Origin of the sequence: Oceanicoccus sp. KOV_DT_Chl (genome assembly GCF_900120175.1) — a bacterium.
In the GTDB taxonomy this organism is placed as follows: domain Bacteria; phylum Pseudomonadota; class Gammaproteobacteria; order Pseudomonadales; family Dasaniaceae; genus Oceanicoccus.
Genome location: NZ_FQLF01000007.1, coordinates 99,333 through 118,177, shown reverse-complemented (window position 1 = coordinate 118,177; position 18,845 = coordinate 99,333). Strand labels below are relative to the sequence as shown.

Below are 18,845 nucleotides of genomic sequence, written 5' to 3'. Positions count from 1 at the left end.
GAGCAAGGCTTGTTTTAGTTTTTCTTTGAAGCCTGGCCCCAGTGCTTTTCTACATCACCACGGACTGTCCACTGGTAATCGGCGTATTCCGGTGTGGTCCAGATGATGCTGACTTTTTCCAAATCAATTTTTCCTTCCGATAATTCCTGTTCCCACACTTGATAATTCAGGGCGCCTAATTGATAGCTACCGCTTTGCACCAACGCAATAGTGCGTGAGTGGTTACCGGAAAAACCAACGCGATCAAATAACTGTTCAGGACTTTTTTTGAATTGCTGACGGATGAAATATTCTGGCATTAATCGACCCGAGGTTGAGCTTTTAGAACCAAAGGTAAAGCTCATATCTTTGATTGCGGCAGGAAGCACTTCGCCACTTTTTAAACCGGTGCTGCTATGGGCAATAAAATACGATTTGAAATGCTGGTCTTCTTCGCCTTGGGCAATGGCTTCGGCGCCGGGGCTTAGTAACCGCGCTTGTACGCCACTTAAGCCGCCAAACCAGGCCAGCTGTACTTGATTGTTACGAAAGGCGGTGACGGCTGCGGCGTAAGATTTAACTGGAATATACTGTACTTCAATACCGAGTTCTTTGGCCAGGTAATCGGCAACCTGAGTGAAGCGCGCTTTCAGTCGCGTTTCATCGGCATCCGGGATCGCGGTAAAAACCAAAGGCTGGGCAGTGGCGCTGAGGGTGATAAAAGACAGTAGTAGAGCGATAATTATTTTCATAGTCGTAACAGTTCTTTCTCAAGTTAAGGTGATTGAAGGTAAGGTGTGTTCATTGCGCGCACTAATATACCCGATAATTCGAGCCGATTGGCAATCGCTTTGCTGTAATTTTTCGAGGCAAACGGTGGCTTGTTGCACTGGCACGGCAGCCAGTAATCCACCAGCGGTTTGCGGATCAAACAACAAGGGATAATACTGGTGGTTTTGGAATGCGGTAGCATTGCTGATCAGGCTTGCCGCTTTCAGGTTGTCAGCATGCAAGCTGCTCAAATAACCATTAGCTGCACACTCGGTGGCACCGTTTAAGATGGGCAGTTGTTCGAGTTGTATGCTGGCGTGATGCTGGCCTGCTTTTAGCATTTCAACTAAATGACCGATTAAGCCAAAGCCGGTGATATCGGTGCAGGCACTGGCACCATGATCGCTAAAAATAATCGACGCGTGTTGATTGCTTATCAGCATGTGCTTAATGGCTTCTTCTATCCAGCGACCTTGCGCCTGAGCGTGCATGTTAGCTGCCAGTAGCACGCCAGTGCCTAATGGTTTACTGAGGATCAGTGCCTGCCCTTGCTGTAATTGCCCTTTGGTCAATAATTGCTGTGGATCGATGGTGCCGTTGACGCTAAGACCAAAACTCAGCTCAGCCCCTTCGTTGCTATGGCCACCGATTAATGCGGTCTGTTGTTGATTTAAGCTCTCCACCGCGCCAGCCATTAATTGCAGCAGCATGTCTTCGACTAACTCGTCACTAGCGTAGGGCACTGTAGCAATGGCGAGGGCGGAATGCGGCGTGCCACCCATGGCATAGATATCGCTGAGGCAATGGTTGCTTGCAATGCGTCCCAATAAATAGGGGTCATCAATAAAAGCGCGAAAATAATCGACGGTTTGTAGCCACTGTTTGTCTGACGGTACATTGATAACCGCGGCATCATCGGGTTGGTTTAAGGCGACTGGCACATCGGGGTGCTTAAAAACATCCAGTTGCGCCATTACCCGGTTCAGAATTGAGCTGCCAATCTTGGCACCGCAACCGCCACAGCGCATTGACTGTTCGGGTGTTGGCAATGAATGGTTTATTTTTGGTGCTGCTTGTTGAGGTATTTGGTACATCGCCATAAAGCGGCTATCAATACGGTGTTTCCAGCGCCAGACCCATTTTCCGGCGATACTGAATACGCCTTTTGAGGCGATGGCTTGCTGATCTCCGGTCATTAACAAGCTGAGAAAACGTCGCTGGGGCTTAAATTTTTTCAGGGGTTTAGCGGTAATGATGCGACGCAGGTTTTCACTCAGTAATTGTCCTGCGCGTACCGCATAAACGCCACTTTTTGCCAGAGGTTGTGGGGAGAAATGAGCAATATCACCGGCGGCGAATACATTGGCATGGGAGCTGCTCTGTAGATAGTGGTTAACTAACAGAAAGCCTTGTTCATTGCAGGCCAGGCCGGTTTTTGCCAGCCAGTTCGGGCTGCCAGCATGAATAGCCCAGATCACGTGATCGAAGTTGGCCTCGCTGTGATCGCCAAATTGCAAGCGGGTTTGTTGGTCCTCTTCACGGCTGCTGAGTACCTGCTTTTTTAAATGTAGCTCAATGCCGCGCTCGGCTAAGCGCTTAGTCATATACGCTTGTACTTGTTTATTGTGGCCTGGTAATAACTGGCGCGTACCACAATAGAGGTGAATGGTGGTGCGCGCAGGGTTAGCTTGCTGCTGCAGCTGATACTGACAAGCCAGCGCCACTTCGACGCTGGCGGCACCCCCGCCGATAATAGCAACGGATTGCGGTGTGCTATCGGCGGCTTGATGTTGCGCCAGAATATGCTGCCAATAATTCAGGAATGTAGCGATGGGTTTGACTGGGATACCACATTTGTCAGCTCCGGCAATCGATGCCAGCGCTGGCTGTGAGCCGATATTGATCGATAGATAGTCGTAGCGCAGGGGGGCACGATTGCCGCAATAAACGCGTTGCTGTTGCGAGTCAATCTGGCTAACCTCGGCTTGAATCAAGCGTATGCCAGCATATTGGCAGAGTTGGCGAAGATCGATATGGGCTTGATCAAAACTGTAGTGACCGGCAATCATTCCCGGCATCATGCCGGAGTAGGGGGTATGAATATCTTTACTAATGACGGTAACCTGAAGCCCGGGGATTGGCTGCATAGCCAGCATTTTGATTACTGCTAAATGGCTGTGGCCGCCCCCGACTAATAGCAATTCGTGGTGGTCTGTAACTGATTGGCTAGGATTCATTAACGCTTTATTATCGTTGTCATGGCACAGAATATTGTCAGCGGCTATTGTGGAGGAAATGGCGGGGGATGTGTAGCGCCAAGCTGGGTTTATCATGATGGCAAATACGCACTATAGTTAAATGAAATGTAGTGATCGACTGCGTTACCTATAATAGCCGGCTGTTTTTTTACTCTGGCTGGGACGTGGCAGTAGGCTGTTAGCTGTTCGGGGCAGACAAAATCTATAAAACCAAATAACCAGGAGTAAGTAATGCAAGGTCTAATGATGGATTCAGCGTTGACTATTACATCGTTGATGCAATATGCCGAAAAGGTAAATCCCCACTCTGAAATTGTATCGGTCACGCTGGATAATCCACGTCATCGTTATACCTTTACCGATGCTTTCAAACGGACTCGCCAATTAGCCAATGTTTTGCAACAGTTGGGTGCCAAGCCTGGTGATTGTATTGGTACTTTGGCATGGAATGATTACCGGCATTTTGAGTTGTACTACGGGGTGAGTTGTTCCGGCATGATTTGCCACACGATTAACCCGCGTTTATTTCCTGAACAAATTGAATTTATTATCAATCATGCTGAAGATCAGTTTATTTTTATTGATACTTTGTTTCTGCCCTTACTTGACGCGTTAAAGGACAAAATGCCAACCGTCAAAGGTATTGTGGTACTTACCGACGCTGCGCATATGCCAGCGACCACATTAGACAATGTCTATTGCTATGAGGATTTATTGGCGCAGCAAACAGATGAGTTTAATTGGCCTGCACTGGATGAAAATACGGCATCAGTATTGTGTTATACCTCAGGTACCACCGGAAACCCGAAAGGCGTGCTTTACTCTCACCGCTCGGCGGTGCTGCATGCCTATGCAGGTTCATTGCCGGATGCGATGGGAGTAAGCGGTAAATTGGCGGTGATGCCGATAGTGCCCATGTTTCACGTTAATGCCTGGGGCATTCCCTATGGCGCGGTATTGAGCGGTTCCAAAATTGTGTTTCCGGGCCAAAAATGATTGATGGTCAGGTGCTCACTCAGCTTATCAATGAAGAAAACGTTAGCTTTACTGCCGGCGTACCCACAATTTGGTTGGCTTTATTGAACTATCTACGGGATTCCGGTGAAACCATCAAACCATTAAAACGGTTGGTCGTTGGTGGGGCCGCTTGTCCCTTGTCGATCATGGAAGAGTTTGAAGATAAGCATGATGTCTATGTGCATGCGGCCTGGGGGATGACTGAAATGAGTCCGCTCGGTACGGTAAACCCTCAGCTGGACCGTGAAGCGTTGGGCGAGGAAGAATATGCCCATATGCGAGTCAAAGCTGGTCGTTGTATCTACGGTGTGGAGATGAAAATTGTCGATGACGAGAATCGGGAATTACCCTGGGATGGCGTGGCATTCGGTAGTTTGAAAGTTCGTGGCCCGTGGATTTGTAAAAGTTATTTTAAATTGGATAACAGCGACGCTCACGATGTCGACGGTTGGTTTGATACCGGTGATGTAGCGACCATTGATGCGGACGGTTATATGCAGATTACTGATCGCAGCAAGGATGTTATTAAGTCAGGTGGAGAGTGGATTAGCTCTATCGATCTGGAGAATGTAGCGGTAGATCACCCCGCAGTAGAAGAAGCGGCAGTTATTGGCATGCCGCACCCGAAATGGACTGAGCGGCCATTACTGTTGGTGATTAAAAAAGCCGGTGCCGAATTAAGCCGCGAACAAATGCTGGAGTGGTTTCAGGGTAAAGTGGCTAGCTGGTGGATACCAACTGACTGCCTGTTTGTCGAAGAGCTGGCACATACAGCTACCGGCAAACTCAGCAAAAAAGATTTACGTGATCAATACAAAACTTATCAATTCCCGGATTGATGACAGGCCCGTAATTTTGAAATAATTGACCCTTTTGCCTAACGCTTGGAGAAAGCCCTAGATGTCAGATTATATTGCCCCTATCAAAGAGATGAATTTTGTTCTCAATGAACTTGCGGGCTTGCCGCAGCTGTGTCAATTACCTCGCTTTGAGGACAGCAGTGAAGATGTGATCGCTGCGGTGCTCGATGAGGCCGGTAAATTTGCCAGTGGCGTATTGGCACCCTTAAATACCTTTGGCGATTTAAACGGCGCCAGATGTGAGAATAATGCGGTACAGGAAACAACGGGGTTCGCTGCAGCGTATCAGCAGTTTGTAGAAGGAGGCTGGGTGGCGTTACCGTGTAACCCTGAATTCGGTGGCATGGGGTTACCAGAAAGCGTTGGCATGGCGACGATGGAAATGTGGAGTGCGGCCAATGTCAGTTTTGCCCTTTGTCCGATGTTGGGGCAGGGAGCTATTGGCGCGATTGAGTCCCATGCCAGTGACGAGTTAAAAGCGGTGTATCTGGAGAAGATGATCTCAGGTGAATGGACCGGCACGATGAATCTGACTGAGCCACAAGCGGGTTCTGATTTGGCTGCTGTACGCAGTAGAGCCGTTCCTGAGAGTGATCACTACCTTATCAGCGGTACCAAAATCTTTATCACCTGGGGTGATCACCAGATGACTGACAATGTTGTACATTTGGTATTGGCCCGCACCCCGGATGCGCCTGAAGGAGTGAAAGGCATTTCCCTGTTTGTGGTGCCCAAGTTTTTAGTCAATGCAGATGGCTCTTTAGGTGAGCGTAACGATGCTTATGCGGTATCGGTTGAACATAAAATGGGCATCCATGCCAGCCCGACCTGTGTGATGAGTTTTGGTGATAATGGTGGCGCTGTCGGTTATTTGGTCGGCGAAGAAAATAAAGGTCTCGTCTATATGTTTACCATGATGAACCATGCTCGTCTGAATGTAGGCGTGCAAGGGGTGGCGCTTTCAGATCGCGCTTATCAGCATGCAGTGTCTTACGCAAAAGAGCGAGTGCAGGGACAGGCGGCAGGTGACGAAACCAAGGGAACCATCATTCGCCACCCGGATATTCGCCGGATGTTGATGACGATGCGTTCGTTGACGGAAGCCTCGCGGGCTTTATGTTATGTGGCTAGTGCTTGCTTTGATGTGGGTCATCACGGCGAGGATAAAAGTCAGCGAAAACAGGCCATCGCTAGAGGCGAACTGTTAACGCCGTTAGCGAAAGCATGGTCAACCGAAGTGTCTCAAGAGGTGACGTCCTTAGGTGTGCAAATTCATGGAGGCATGGGCTTTATAGAAGAAACTGGCGCTGCGCAATATATGCGTGACACTCGTATCACTACCATCTATGAAGGTACTACAGGTATTCAGGCCAATGATTTTATCGGCCGCAAATTGATTCGTGATAATGGTGCCGAATTAAAGCAGTTGGCTACTGATATTAGAACAACGCAGGCGGAGCTAGCGATTCAGGATCAGAGTATGCAGACCTTGGCTGCCTCTTTATTGGAAGGGGCGAATGCACTTGAAGAAGTAGCGGATTGGGTCATTCAGCATCAAGGCGATAATCCGCAATTACCCGCTGCAGTGGCGGTCAATTTTCTGATGGCTGCTGGTATTATTGTCGGTGGTTGGTTGCTTGCTAAAGGCGCTTTGATTGCTCAGCAACAGTTACAGCAAGATGAGGCTTTTTACAGCGGTAAAATCATTACCGCGCGTTTTTATGGAGAGCAAATTATGCCCAGAGCGGCAGCCTTCATTAAGGCTGCTGAGTACGGAAGCGAAACTACCATGGCGTTAGCAGACGAGCATTTTTAAGTCAGGCCGCTGAAGCTAGCTGTGCTCTTGCACATGCTGGCACGCGGGAAAATGTATTACCGTTCTATTAACAGGGCTTACTCGAACCTGAACAATGTTATAAAGTCGATATTAAAGCGGCATTTGCCGGTGGTTCAGCAAGTTTGATTTTCAACCATACTGTGAAACAAAAATACTGCAATTAAAGACAAGGTTTATCTGGAGTTTAAATAATGAGCGATTTTAAAAAGTGGGAATGTGTGATCTGTGGCTTTATCTATGATGAAGCTGAAGGTCTGCCCGATGACGGTATTGTACCTGGCACCAAGTGGGACGATGTGCCTGAAGATTGGGAGTGCCCTGATTGTGGTATTAGTAAATTTGATTTTGATATGGTGGAAGCGGATTAATTACAGCGAGCTTAATTATCCAATGGCGGCCTAAAAGGCCGCTTTTTTTTGCCTATAATTTTTTCTGCTTTAACTTGCGGGTACCTAGTGTGGATCTAAATGTGCTTCAAGTTGATCCAGTAATTGCTGCAAGTGTTTTAACTCCCGCTCCCTGACCTTGCTTAACTCACGGGTTTTGGCGACTAATAAATCCAGCTCTTGGGCAGTGATGTGCTGGGTGGCGGCCCGCGCTAATATTTCTTCAAAATTTATAGTTCTTCGATCCATTATGTAACTCCTGCTACGACATAAAAGCAAAATCAATGACAGCCAGAGTTAATCAAGATGTGACTGATTTACAATAAGTGTAGAAGTGCTAGCGGATTATGGAGTGGCATTATTTCGCCATTATTAGATTTTTCAGCTATTAAAGTTCGGGGCTATAGCGATTGTTGGAAGCTTGCTTGGGTTGGGCGGCCAATTGGCTTGCCAGCTTACGGTTTTTGATCGTAGCGCTGGCTAAGGATATCGTAGAATTGCTCACGCATTTGCGCGACTTCTTGCTTTATTTGGCTAGCATCCTCGGGGTTGGTATAGCGACCAGGGAATACCTGTTTGCGAAATTGTGCCATTTTGGCGGTATACAGCTTCAAGGCTTTTTGTAATTTTTGTTCGCCCAATAGTAAAAGCTTGGACTCTGCGATCGCGACTTCCTCGTAGACATTGACCAGTTGCGTGCTCAAGTCCGCCAGTTCTTTCTCTTGCTTCGGAGACATATGCTGGGTTTTGGGCCCTATTTCACTGACCAGTGAAGAGTATTTGCTGTAGACGTGACTTACTTTACCGACATGTTGGGCGACTTGTTCAAGAATACCAATACGGCGGCTGCTGGAGGCTTGCTGCTGCTGTTGAAGCTTGTCCTTCATATTGGAGAACATAGCCCAACCGCCTAAAGCCATTCCCAATAAAAAGGTAATCGCTGTGCTGATAATAGTTAGATTGTCCATAGCGGGTAAGTCGTATCTCTAGGCAATAGCAGGGTAACAAGCACTAACCGCCAGAAATTTTGACGGTATACCCTTTCCTTTGCAAAAGCTGTTCCAAAACCTGCCTCTGATCGCCTTGTATTTCAATGACCCCATTTTTGACCGAGCCGCCGGTACTGCAGTGTTGCTTGAGTTCAGTCGCTAACTTTTTTAGCGCCGGTGGCGCTAACAGTAAACCCGTCACCAGGGTCACGCCTTTGCCCTTTCGGCCTTTGGTTTCGCGCTGGAGGCGGACAATACCGTCTCCCTCTGGAATCGCCTGGTTGCTATCTTTGCAGCGACATTTAGCGAGGGGTTGATTACATTTTGGACAGTGGCGTCCCTGATCGGTGGAGTAGACCACGCGGTTCATAAGCTAATCCTGTTGGTTTATAGACGCGGGTATTATAATGAGCAACATCTATGGCCCCAAGACTTATTGATTGGTCAATTCATGGCTGGGGAAAATAATTTTCAGGTACATACTATGCCCGCAATTAACGATATCGCTTGGCTGCAAGAGCAGTTGGTGGATTTACAAAGCCAGTTAGCCTTTCAGGAGGATACTTTGCAAGCACTCAATGATGTTGTTACCCGGCAACAGCAGCAAATCGAAAACCTGCATGAGTTATGTAAAAGTCAAAAAAACCAGCTAGAGACTATCAGTAATGAGATGGAGAAAGATGTGGTAGAAGAAAGGCCTCCGCATTATTGATGGCTGAAATGACATTCTGGTCTACACTCTAGCTATTGACTGAATTTTAATAAAAACAACAACTTGGTTGTCTAGTGCCGGAGGGATACGCTAGGGTAGGTTGGTAGTGATAAGGTGTTCCAGGCACGGTGGTTTATATTACCCAATTAACCTTGGCAGATAGTAAATGGTGAGTGCTGAATTTAATGAAGATATTCGAGACGGGATTCAAGAAATATCTAATATTGCCGTAGGCGCTGCTGCAGACAAGATCGCCCGTAGTTTCTCGACGTTCGTTACTATCCCTATCCCTAAAGTCCATTTATTAGAATCAGCAGATATCATGATGGCGCTGGGGGCTATTGAGGATGGTGAGCGAGTCACCGCAGTTACCCAGCCTTTTTTGGTAGTGGCATCAGTGGTGAAGCCTTATTGATTTTCACTGATACCAGCATGGCTGAACTTTCTGAGCTAATGGGCTATCAAAAGCTTGAAGATGATCACCAGCAAGTAGAGCTGGTACTTGAAATGGCATCATTGCTCAACGGCTCATGTATTCAGGGCATTTGTTCGCAATTGGATATTGATGTTTTACTTAAGCACCCCTCGCTATTAGGGCAGCACACGTCAGTCAAAGATATTCTTGCCAAAGCTAAATTCCCCTGGGAAAAAACGCTGGCGATCGAGTTAAACTATGCTTTTGAGGGCTATACCATCACCTGCGATTTGATTATCTTGTTACATGAGGCATCATTGTCCTCGCTGTTCCGGCAAGTCAATTTCTTAATCGATTAGGGCGCGCTTTTTTAATGGTTACTTCTGACTTTCAAGATTTGCACTGGCTGCTGGATATTATTCAAAGCACCGATGTGGGAATTGTGGTGCTTGATAAGGGTTTTGATATAGAGATCTTTAATCGATTTATGCAGGTACACAGCGGCATTAGCCCTGAAGATGCTATTGGTGCTAATGTGTTTGATCTATTTCCTTATCTGGAAGACGAATGGTTCAAGCGTCGCGTTAATACCGTTTTTGAATTAGGCATCCCGGTTTATACCACGTGGGAGCAGCGGGATAATGTTTTCGATTTTGATCTTAAGCTCCCGATTCATTATGAAACACGGACCATGTTTCAAAATACAACGTTTGTTCCGCTACACTCGGCTACGGATCAGGTCGAAAAAGTCGGGATTATTGTTTATGACGTTACTGATAGTGCTGTTAACCGTTCTAAATTAGAGCTGGCCAAGGATGAGTTATTGCGCTTAAGCCGTACCGATAAGTTGACGGCACTGTGGAACCGTGGTTACTGGGAAGAACGGATGAACGAAGAGTTTTCCCGCAGTAAACGAAGTAATCATCCTACCTGTTTGGTCATGTTTGATATTGACCATTTTAAAAATATTAACGATACCTATGGGCACCAGGTTGGTGATGATGCGATACGTGCGGTATCCCGGTTAATGCTGGAGAACTCCAGAGAAGTCGATATTCTTGGGCGATATGGTGGCGAAGAGTTTGCCATAGTATTACCGGATACCGCCCTGGATGGTGCGATGATTTACTGTGAGCGTCTGCGCGAGGCTATAGCTAATAATATCGTTGAGTCGCAAGGGCAAACAGTACAATTTACGATTAGCTTGGGAATCGCTGTGCTTGATGAACAGACCCGCTACCCTACCGATTGGCTAGTCAATTCAGACCGGGCCTTGTACCGTTCCAAAGAGCACGGGCGTAATCAGACCAATGTGTTTGGTGATATAACGCCGGAGCAAGCATAAGGGTTTACACCTATACCTGATTGGCGCGTCAGCCGTTAATATCCAACAAGGATTTTGACTGGATGGATGCTTAATGATCAGGCTAATTGCTACAATTTTTTTCTGTTTTTCTCTGCATAGTGTTGTTGCTGCTGAAAAGGCCTCATTGACAATTGCTTATTATCCTTATCTAAATCCTGACAGTATACAAACGCAGGCAGAGCAACTTAAGACGCTTCTTGAGCGCGATCTGGCTGTTGATATCAAGATTTACGTTGGTGGTAGTTATGAGGATTTTTTACGCGCAGTCTGCCATCAGCAGTTTGATATTGTCTTTTCCCCCAGTCACTTCGCGGCTTTTTTTATTGATAAATGTCAGTATCAGCCGTTAGTCAGGTCAACTGCTAAAGTGCAGCCTATATTGGTGAGTAATGCAAAAAATCCGATAAAAAATGTTGATGAGCTGGTAGCTAAAAAATTAACGCTGGTCAATGAGTTGTCTTTAGTTTCGATGGCTGGCTTGTCTCTGATAAAACAACAGCTGGGTGCTGACTTTGCTAAAGTGAGCTTGGTGGAACGTTTGTGGAATGACAGAACCTTGTTCAGCGTTATTAGTGGTGAGGTTGATGCCGCCGTTATTCCTTTAGCCGTAGTGAATTACATGCCATTGTCGGTGAGAGAGAAGCTTTACACTTTTCCACTCGGTCCGACTCTTAATCCAGATTTGGTTTTATTTTCTATGGCAGCGGTTAATTCTGACAACTATGTTGTACAAAATTTAAAAGAAAATTTAGTGATATATTGAATAACTATTTAGTCGATTACCGATTGGAGGAACTTATGTTTTTAGCTGTTCAGCCAAGCGATATCACTGTTTTATCGCCCGAGATGACTCAGCAATTTGAATCGTTGCTTTCCAATAAACATTAAAAAAGGGCTTTGATCAGCCCTTTTTTAATGTTCGATAAATTGGGTACGCTAGCCTAATAAAAAGCGACCAATAGGGTTACGCCATAAAAAGTTCATAAATTTCTTCATCCCCTCAATTTTCTCAGCGCTGTATGGATAGCCTGCAGCTAAGTTATCGGCTTTGCCAAAGCGATCAATGACAATTGGCATTGCATGGCAGTAACCCTTCATCCCGGTTTCGCCATTTACCTGGCCCACACCAGAGTTTTTGACGCCACCAAACGGCGCTTCGGCGGTGCCATAAGTAATGGCCATATCATTTAAGCATACTGATCCAGTGTCGATTCGGCTGGCAATATCAAAAGCCTTATTGCTGTCTTTACTCCAGACATTACCATTAAGTCCATAAGGTGAGTCGTTAGCCAAGAGAATGGCTTCCTCATAGTTTTTAACTTTTTGAATACAGAGAATAGGGCCGAAGGTTTCCTCCTGCATAATCTTCATATCATGTTTTACATCGATCATCACCGTGGGTTCAAAATAAAGGCCCTCTAATTGGGTATTTCGTTTGCCTCCAACCACAGTTTTAGCGCCATTGGCTATAGCGTCAGCGACATGGTCTTCGATAATGGCCATTTGTTTGTCCCAGAAGACCGCACCTACATCCTCAGCCATCCCATGCTGGGGGCCTTGTTTTAATTCTTTCGCCAGTGCGGTAACGGTAGCCAAAAACTCATCGTAGACTTCTTCTTCGACGTAAATACGTTCGGTGCCGCAACAATAATGACCGCTGTTCATACATGAGCCAATTAATGCACCGGCAGCAGCGCGTTTAATATTGGCATCCTTGCAGACGATCATGGCATCGTTACCGCCCAGTTCCAGTGTGCAGGGAATTAACTGGCGGCCACAGGATTCGGCAACTTTGCGGCCGGTGGCGACGCTGCCGGTGAAGGACACTTTATCCACTCCAGCAGTAACCAAATCAGCGCCGGTTTGACCATCACCCAACAACACTTGTAGCACGCCTTCGGGTAGGCCTGCCTCCTGAAATAACTCCTCAACCAGTTTGGTGGAATAGGGGGTGACTTCGGAGCCTTTGATTACTACCGTGTTACCTGCCATCAAAGCTTGGACGGCAGGGTTGATCGCCAAAATAAAAGGGCCGTTCCAGGGTACGATAATGGCAACTACGCCGCGAGGTTTGTAAACAATTTTGACTTTCTTGGCTAAGCCGAGCACGCCATGGACTTTTTTCTTTTCAGTCTTCAGCATTTTTTTGGCGTTTTTGGAGTAAAAACTGAGTGAGTCGCAGGCTGCAAACACTTCCATATTGAAAGCGTCACCTGTCGCCTTACCGGTCTCACTGATTACTGTATCGACAATTGTTTGCTGCTTATCCAGCACCACTTGTAGCATTTTTTGCATGTAATCGCCGCGTTGATCAAAGCTTAATGCGGCCCATTCTTTTTGCTTACTGCGAGCCGTAGCCACCGCCTTGCTGACATCTTCCTGACTGGCGCAAATCAAGGTACCGGAGGGTTTTAGGTCTACAGGACTACGTAGTTGCAATACTCGACGGTTGTCTTGCAGTTGTTCCAGAGGTTCATAGATGGACATTATTATTTCCTATTGGTAAAAGTTGGGCGGCTGTTTTTATTGCATGCCAAGCTAAGACTGACTACAAGGCAAGTCAAGTTACATCTGTCTCATGTTTTGGCGGGGAGTCAATAGCGATCAGTTGTAGTGGCGTGCCGTAAAGTTATATGCTTATGTCATTATGTTATAAGTGTTTGATTTTGTTATACTTTTACTTTATAGTCGCCGCCCCGATATCAAGGAGCTAGCTAAAGTGCTGCAATCGAATCGGTATTAGAGCAACGCAAAAGTCAGCATAATGTGGAATAACCATGAGTTTGGATCTGGAAAATTTAAATCAACAACTGCGCGATAAAAGTGCTGCAGAAATAATTGATTGGGCCAATAGTCTTGGCAAAAAAGTGATCGCAACGACCAGCTTCGCGCCTAATGCAGCTGCAATGGTACATCTCATAACCCGCTCTGATCCAACGACCCCGGTAGTCTGGGTCGATAGCGGTTACAACGTGCCAGACACCTACCGCGTTGCCGAAACGATTATGGAAACGCTAAAGCCCAATATGCAGATTTATATTCCGCAATGGACTGCTGAGCGCCGCAACGCCATTATGGGCGGGATTCCGCACCCTGATGATGACCCTGAAGTGCATCTTGAATTTACGCGACAAGTGAAACTGGAGCCATTTCAAAAAGCATTGGATGACTTGCAGCCCGAAGTATGGATTAGCGGTATTCGACGGGAAGAAACCGAGTTCAGAAAAAGTCTGGATATTCTCAGTTATGATAACCGCGGTATTTTAAAAGTCGCCCCGTTTTTCTATTGGACTGAACAGCAGTTACAAGATTATATGGAAGAACATGAGTTACCCAGCTGTCGCCATTATTTCGATCCGACTAAAGTTGAAGATGGTCGTGAGTGTGGATTGCATACTTCCGCTTAATTGGAGAAGGGTGGCGCTTATAATGCTCACTGTCAGTTAGTTCATCCGGTCCTTGTCATTGGCTAGGTAGGATTAATTTACAGCTTGCCCTCCAATAATTCTTCTACCGTTATTGTCTTAACTAGATACGAACTTTCTTGAATCGCCTCGCCATTGCAATCTTTAGATTGAAACCATCTTTTGAAATACTGGTCAGTTATGAATTTTGAATATCCGGATTGATGTAGTTTCAATAGTTGTGCGTCCATCTGTTTAAACCGCTTATGCTTTTTTCCGGGGCTGGCATACAAATAGGTCAGTGAGTCGTATTGTCGATTTTCAATATTGATGACGTCTAACTCTTTGGCTAATTCAGGGTAAAGTAAAAACTTTCTGCGCGCATAATAGTTGTTAATATAAAAAACACGAGATGAATTTTCAGTTATCAGTTGTAAGGCATCATAAGTATTGTCGACAATTGTTATCTTTTTTCGCAAGGCGTTTAGTTTTTGAATTAGTTCCGGGTATGGGCGTGACTTTAATATTATTGGTTCTAACTCTATTAAATTTTTTTCAGAAAATATTTTAATATTATTATTTTTATGGGCAACAATTGATAGTCGCATTTGAGTTAAATAGGTATCTGTTTTACTAAATTTCCCCCAGGCACCATCATTGGCTTCTCGAAACATAACTGCATCAAAAGTTTGATCATCTAAGCTTTTTTGCATGGCTTTAATGAGGCTGGGATGGAACTTGTCCACGTGGTAAATTTCAATATCGAGCTTGCTGTTTTCTGCTGCTTTAGTTAACAGGGCAGGTATAGAGCCAATATATTCATTGGAGCATTTATCAAGCCATGCATAAGGTGGTAAGTTAATAGGGAATGGAGAGGCTAGTATACGGTATGGTTTTTCGGTTGGGTAAGCAGGTAATGAATACGTCAAAATTAGTAATATGGTAATGAGCCGGTATTGTAAGATACGGCGAAAGCAGGTTTTTGTCGATTGTTGATAAACCATAGGTGTATTGGGTTAGTCATAGTCAAAGCAGTCGTTTGAATATAGCATGCTATTGGAAGTGATGATATTTGATCATATTAGCTGAGGCTCTTGCTAGAGATTTTTTTAGAGATTAACAGAATATCAATGATTGCAGTTGCTAATATGGTTTATAAATTTACGCTAATTTTTGTACAGTGGAGGCAATGTCTCCCTGGTATTAGTCTTGGATCGATCTTTTTCCTTTACCAGTTTTAATACTGATAACAAGCCTTCACCATTCCAATCGGAGCTGCCTTTATTGCTGCCATAGAGCTGGTTATCCAACTGCATAAGCACATTCGATAATGATGCATGCCCGGATGTATCAATAATATCCTGCAAACTTTGGATTGATTGTTCTGGCCAATATTGATTTGCCCAGCTCACCATGGCCGCGCGCACCTTGCTGATATCGTTAGCCCGACAAACTTGAGTCAAGTGTTTAAAGGCTTTTTTTTCAGACTCGGGCTCTGAAGAGCGCGTCTCTATTTCTATTGCTGGCTTATTGCCTCGCTGCATATACCACCACAGTAATAGTGTTAGTAGCCAGCCGCTGGCTAATACTGCTGATACGGTTTGCCATAAATGGGTGTCGCCGTGCATGACGACGGGAGCGGTGATATTGCTTGCGGGTTGGCTATGATTGACAGCTAGCGGGGTAGACGAGCTGGTCGCTGATTCCAGCGATGGTTTTACGTTTAGAGTGCTGGCGGGTATTGTCGCAATACGGGTCTTTTGCGCTTTGCTGTCCCACCAGCTGAGGCTGACTTCCGGCAGTTGTAGCTTGCCTTCCCTTGTTGGGATGATAGCAACGCTGTCCGAGCGAGTAGCAATAACGCCATTATCGGTAGCAGTAGTTTCGGTGTTGCCTTGATCGGGATAGAGTTTAGCGCCTTCAATGGACTCAAACTTGAATGGTGGTAGTTGCGAGCCCAATAAACCTTCGGCATTGATAGTCAGGGTGCGGGTAATAGAGTCACCTACGCGAATATTGCCGGGGCTACTGCTCCAGGTCTCAACCAGTTTGATGGAGTCGGCAGGTAACCATTGCTGGCCTTTATAATTGCTCGGCGGTTGCTTGACGCTGACGCGATGCTGTTGCGTCATTTTGCGCATCGCTTTGCCTTGCCCCGGTAGGCTAAATACTGAACGCCGCCCAATAGTTTCGTTAGCGGTAAAAACTAGTTCTGGAATGATAAGTTCGCCGCTTTGCTGTGGAAAGATGGCATAACGTAATTCATGCACGCGATAGGGGGTATTTTGAATGCGTCGTTGAAAAGAATTTTGTGCGAGTTTTTCAATGGCGGCATTGTCAAATTCCGGCTCGCTTATATTCATATTGTCTAGTTGGATGGACTGAAAAATCCGCAGGGTGAAAATCAGTTGTTGTTGAACGTAGACAGTATCAGCACTAATTTCCGATTCCAGAAAGATCGGCTGCATATTGCTGGCTGAATGGGGCACACTGGGTTGGACGTTGATAACAATAGCTTGTGTTTTCTCGCCATCAATAGTGAGCGGGGGAATCACTAACTGCCCCTGCCGTTTAGGCATCAGAGTTATTGCCCATTCGGTCCAGGATTCTGATTGGCCGTTGCGAATCATGTGCCGGCTGCTTTGGCTATTACCCAAAATATGGAAGTCATTTTCCAGTGGTGATAAATCGGGGCCGCTAGCAAAAGAGCCTGCTTTATCGACTCGAATGGTTAAGCTCAAGGTGTCGTCAACGGCAATCACGCTGCGGTCGATTTTCGCAATGGGGTCGGCCAATAGCGGTTGGCAGAGTAATACCAAACTGAAAATAACGAAAGCGTTGAAGGTGCGTATTGTTACCACTGTGGTTGATCTCTCTCAGTGTCGCCCTGTTGTTGGCGTAGGCGATATTCATAATTAAATTTACGGCGCAACAGTCCAGAAGGGTCATCGGGAATTTTCCGTAACCACTGTTCCATAGCTTGTTGTTTTTGTTTTTCTTCCGGATCTAATTCCTGCGGCTCAGCTTGAGCTTGTTGCGCTTGTTGTTTTTCTTGCTGTTCCTTGCTATCTGTTGACTCGGACTGCTGCTGTTTGTTTTGCTCTTGCTCATCATTTTTTTCATCCGCGGATTGTGATTCGGAGTCAGCCTGTTGTTGATTGTCACTGTTGCTGTCAGGGGATGGTTGTGAGTTATCTTCTTGTTGCTGGCCATCTTGTGATTGATCTTGTTGTTCCGAATCTTCACCAGACTGTTGTTCTGAAGATTGATCGGGGGATTGTTGCTCGGACTGCTGGTCTGACTGCTCCTGCTCAGAGTTATCTTCATCCGATTGTTGCTGGTCTTTTTGTTGTTGCTCTTGCTGCTCTTTTAATTGTTCTAACAGCGCTTTATTCGCAATCGCATCTTCCATTTCAGGTTGTTGCTCTAAGGCTTTCTCATAAGCAGTAATGGCTTCATCCAACTGACCGGCTTTAGCTAATGCATTGCCTCGATTGTAGTGATCATTTGCGCTACTGTTTTTGGCAAAGCTCTTCGCTGCTTGTGTAAAGTCTCCTGCTTGATAAAGAGCACTTCCTTGCCACTGTGGATTTTCAAATTGTTGTGCGGCCGTTTTGGGGTCACCTGCAGCGAGACTTTTGGCGGCTTGTTGGTCTGGTCGCAGCCATAAGTTTTGCCATTGTTGTTGTAATTGTTCGGGCAGTGATGCTGCTTGCTCATCCGCCACACTGCTTTGTGGGTCAAGTAATAGCAAGAGCGGCAGCGTCAATAACCAGCCACGACGAAACGCGAACAATGCGATTGGCAGTAACAAGATGGCCAGCAGTGGACCACGATCATGCCATTGATCAAATTCGCGCTCGGTTAAGATGGTGGTTTCATCCGTCTCACTAGTATTTGCTGGCAATAAAAATTGGATGTCATTATCAGCGAGACTGACATCGGTATAGCGGCCGCCATTGCGCTTGGCGAGTTGTTCTAGTGGCTGGCGTAAGAGTTGCGGCACAATAATATTGCCGCTGTTATCTTTTAGAAAACCGTCGCTAGCAGGGATGGGGGCGCCGTCGGTAGTGGCAACGCCCATAATTGATAATCTTATTCCCGCCTGTGATAAATGGTTATCCAATTCATCCAGATCATTATTAGTAATGCCGTCAGTTATGAGCAACACACGTCCAGTACTGACGCCTGCGTTTTTAAATAACTGTTTGGCTAATCGCAGTGCTGCCACAGGGTTTGAGCCAAAAACCGGCATCATGCCAGGCGACAAAGCGGGCGTTAAATTGGCAATGGTGGGATTGTCATCGGTCAGCGGCGAAACGATATGGGCATCACCGGAGTAGGCGATGAGTGCGGTTAAACCTTCATTGCGCTGTTCTAGAATATCCAGAATTTTATGGCGAGCACGAATCAGCCGTGACGGTTTAATGTCTTCAGCCAACATCGACAGCGATAAATCCAATACGATGACTAAGGCGTCCTGGCGTTGATGAATAGGTTGTGGCAACTTTTGCCAGGTTGGGCCGGCCAGTGCGATAGCGCTAATGACCCATGCCAGTAATAAAATAACCCAGGGCCAGCGGCTAATCCGGCTGGAACCGCCATCAACCAAATACGAGAGCAATTGTTGGCTGATGGCGCCACGCCAATTGACGGCGCTGCTTTTTTGTTGCCAGAAAAAATAGGCGAGTATGCAAGCCGGAATGATGGCCAGCAACCACAGTGGTCGTAAGAAGTGAAATTGTTCCAGAAATGGCAGAGTCATATTTTTGGCTCCACTGCTTGCTTGGGTGACAACAAGCTAAACCAATAAACCCAAGGTAGAAAGGTCAGTGCAATCAGCGCGCTGAG

General features: G+C 46.2%; 19 protein-coding genes. 10 read left to right on the top strand and 9 right to left on the bottom strand.

What is annotated here, in order from left to right; genetic code table 11:
• Positions 1 to 14: 14 nt before the first annotated feature.
• Together UNITIG_RS21755 and selD are read right to left on the bottom strand one after the other, a co-directional pair.
• Entirely contained in the window at positions 15 to 731 is a 717-nt protein-coding gene (locus UNITIG_RS21755) for a putative selenate ABC transporter substrate-binding protein (protein ID WP_235015569.1), read from the bottom strand.
• Between the two features lie 18 nt (positions 732 to 749).
• Complete coding sequence (gene selD, locus UNITIG_RS21750) at positions 750 to 3,083, bottom strand: selenide, water dikinase SelD (RefSeq protein WP_101760438.1); 2,334 nt, start codon at positions 3,081 to 3,083, stop codon at positions 750 to 752.
• A gap of 156 nt (positions 3,084 to 3,239) precedes the next feature.
• On the opposite strand from selD, the gene UNITIG_RS25855 reads away from it, so the two are divergent.
• From UNITIG_RS25855 to UNITIG_RS21735, 4 genes are all read left to right on the top strand, one after another.
• Positions 3,240 to 4,004, top strand: coding sequence for an AMP-binding protein (locus UNITIG_RS25855; protein WP_369809244.1), 765 nt, complete (start codon positions 3,240 to 3,242; stop codon positions 4,002 to 4,004).
• Positions 4,001 to 4,864: an AMP-binding protein gene (locus UNITIG_RS25850; RefSeq protein WP_369809243.1), complete on the top strand. Its 864-nt coding sequence runs from the start codon at positions 4,001 to 4,003 to the stop codon at positions 4,862 to 4,864. Before UNITIG_RS25855 ends, UNITIG_RS25850 begins: the two co-directional genes overlap by 4 nt.
• 61 nt (positions 4,865 to 4,925) lie before the next feature.
• Complete coding sequence (locus UNITIG_RS21740; protein ID WP_101760437.1) at positions 4,926 to 6,701, top strand: acyl-CoA dehydrogenase; 1,776 nt, start codon at positions 4,926 to 4,928, stop codon at positions 6,699 to 6,701.
• 212 nt (positions 6,702 to 6,913) lie between these two features.
• The gene (locus UNITIG_RS21735; protein ID WP_101760436.1) at positions 6,914 to 7,090 is read left to right on the top strand and encodes a rubredoxin; all 177 of its coding nucleotides are present in this window, start codon (positions 6,914 to 6,916) and stop codon (positions 7,088 to 7,090) included.
• A gap of 84 nt (positions 7,091 to 7,174) precedes the next feature.
• On the opposite strand, the gene UNITIG_RS21730 is transcribed toward UNITIG_RS21735, so the two are convergent.
• The 3 genes from UNITIG_RS21730 to UNITIG_RS21720 form a co-directional block, all read right to left on the bottom strand.
• The gene (locus UNITIG_RS21730; protein ID WP_101760435.1) at positions 7,175 to 7,357 is read right to left on the bottom strand and encodes a hypothetical protein; all 183 of its coding nucleotides are present in this window, start codon (positions 7,355 to 7,357) and stop codon (positions 7,175 to 7,177) included.
• Between the two features lie 206 nt (positions 7,358 to 7,563).
• Positions 7,564 to 8,076, bottom strand: a complete 513-nt coding sequence (locus tag UNITIG_RS21725) for a hypothetical protein (protein ID WP_101760434.1) — start codon at positions 8,074 to 8,076, stop codon at positions 7,564 to 7,566.
• 43 nt (positions 8,077 to 8,119) lie between these two features.
• Positions 8,120 to 8,467: a translation initiation factor Sui1 gene (locus UNITIG_RS21720; protein ID WP_101760433.1), complete on the bottom strand. Its 348-nt coding sequence runs from the start codon at positions 8,465 to 8,467 to the stop codon at positions 8,120 to 8,122.
• Between the two features lie 114 nt (positions 8,468 to 8,581).
• Here UNITIG_RS21720 and UNITIG_RS21715 point away from each other — a divergent pair, with 114 nt between their 5' ends.
• From UNITIG_RS21715 to UNITIG_RS21695, 5 genes are all read left to right on the top strand, one after another.
• Positions 8,582 to 8,809 carry a SlyX family protein gene (locus tag UNITIG_RS21715; RefSeq protein WP_159931256.1) on the top strand — a complete coding sequence of 76 codons (228 nt, stop codon included), beginning with the start codon at positions 8,582 to 8,584 and terminating at the stop codon, positions 8,807 to 8,809.
• A gap of 166 nt (positions 8,810 to 8,975) precedes the next feature.
• The gene (locus UNITIG_RS21710) at positions 8,976 to 9,224 is read left to right on the top strand and encodes a hypothetical protein (RefSeq protein WP_101760431.1); all 249 of its coding nucleotides are present in this window, start codon (positions 8,976 to 8,978) and stop codon (positions 9,222 to 9,224) included.
• Positions 9,225 to 9,241: 17 nt separating this feature from the next.
• Entirely contained in the window at positions 9,242 to 9,583 is a 342-nt protein-coding gene (locus UNITIG_RS21705; protein WP_145999259.1) for a hypothetical protein, read from the top strand.
• 14 nt (positions 9,584 to 9,597) lie between these two features.
• A complete protein-coding gene (locus UNITIG_RS21700) occupies positions 9,598 to 10,569 on the top strand; it encodes a diguanylate cyclase (RefSeq protein ID WP_101760429.1) in 972 nt (323 codons plus the stop codon).
• A 73-nt stretch (positions 10,570 to 10,642) separates the two neighbouring features.
• On the top strand, positions 10,643 to 11,353 hold the full coding sequence (locus tag UNITIG_RS21695) for a phosphate/phosphite/phosphonate ABC transporter substrate-binding protein (RefSeq protein ID WP_101760428.1): 711 nt from the start codon (positions 10,643 to 10,645) through the stop codon (positions 11,351 to 11,353).
• A 173-nt stretch (positions 11,354 to 11,526) separates the two neighbouring features.
• Here the strand turns inward: UNITIG_RS21695 and UNITIG_RS21690 are convergent, their stop codons facing one another.
• Positions 11,527 to 13,077 (bottom strand): aldehyde dehydrogenase family protein, encoded by a 1,551-nt coding sequence (locus UNITIG_RS21690; protein WP_101760427.1) that lies wholly within the window; start codon positions 13,075 to 13,077, stop codon positions 11,527 to 11,529.
• Positions 13,078 to 13,367: 290 nt separating this feature from the next.
• Here UNITIG_RS21690 and UNITIG_RS21685 point away from each other — a divergent pair, with 290 nt between their 5' ends.
• Positions 13,368 to 13,997 (top strand): phosphoadenosine phosphosulfate reductase family protein, encoded by a 630-nt coding sequence (locus UNITIG_RS21685; RefSeq protein WP_101760426.1) that lies wholly within the window; start codon positions 13,368 to 13,370, stop codon positions 13,995 to 13,997.
• A 77-nt stretch (positions 13,998 to 14,074) separates the two neighbouring features.
• Here UNITIG_RS21685 and UNITIG_RS21680 read toward each other — a convergent pair whose 3' ends face one another.
• The 3 genes from UNITIG_RS21680 to UNITIG_RS21670 form a co-directional block, all read right to left on the bottom strand.
• Complete coding sequence (locus tag UNITIG_RS21680) at positions 14,075 to 14,923, bottom strand: hypothetical protein (RefSeq protein ID WP_145999258.1); 849 nt, start codon at positions 14,921 to 14,923, stop codon at positions 14,075 to 14,077.
• Positions 14,924 to 15,160: 237 nt separating this feature from the next.
• Positions 15,161 to 16,855, bottom strand: a complete 1,695-nt coding sequence (locus UNITIG_RS21675; protein ID WP_101760424.1) for a BatD family protein — start codon at positions 16,853 to 16,855, stop codon at positions 15,161 to 15,163.
• Entirely contained in the window at positions 16,849 to 18,759 is a 1,911-nt protein-coding gene (locus tag UNITIG_RS21670; RefSeq protein WP_101760423.1) for a VWA domain-containing protein, read from the bottom strand. Before UNITIG_RS21670 ends, UNITIG_RS21675 begins: the two co-directional genes overlap by 7 nt.
• Positions 18,760 to 18,845: the final 86 nt, after the last annotated feature.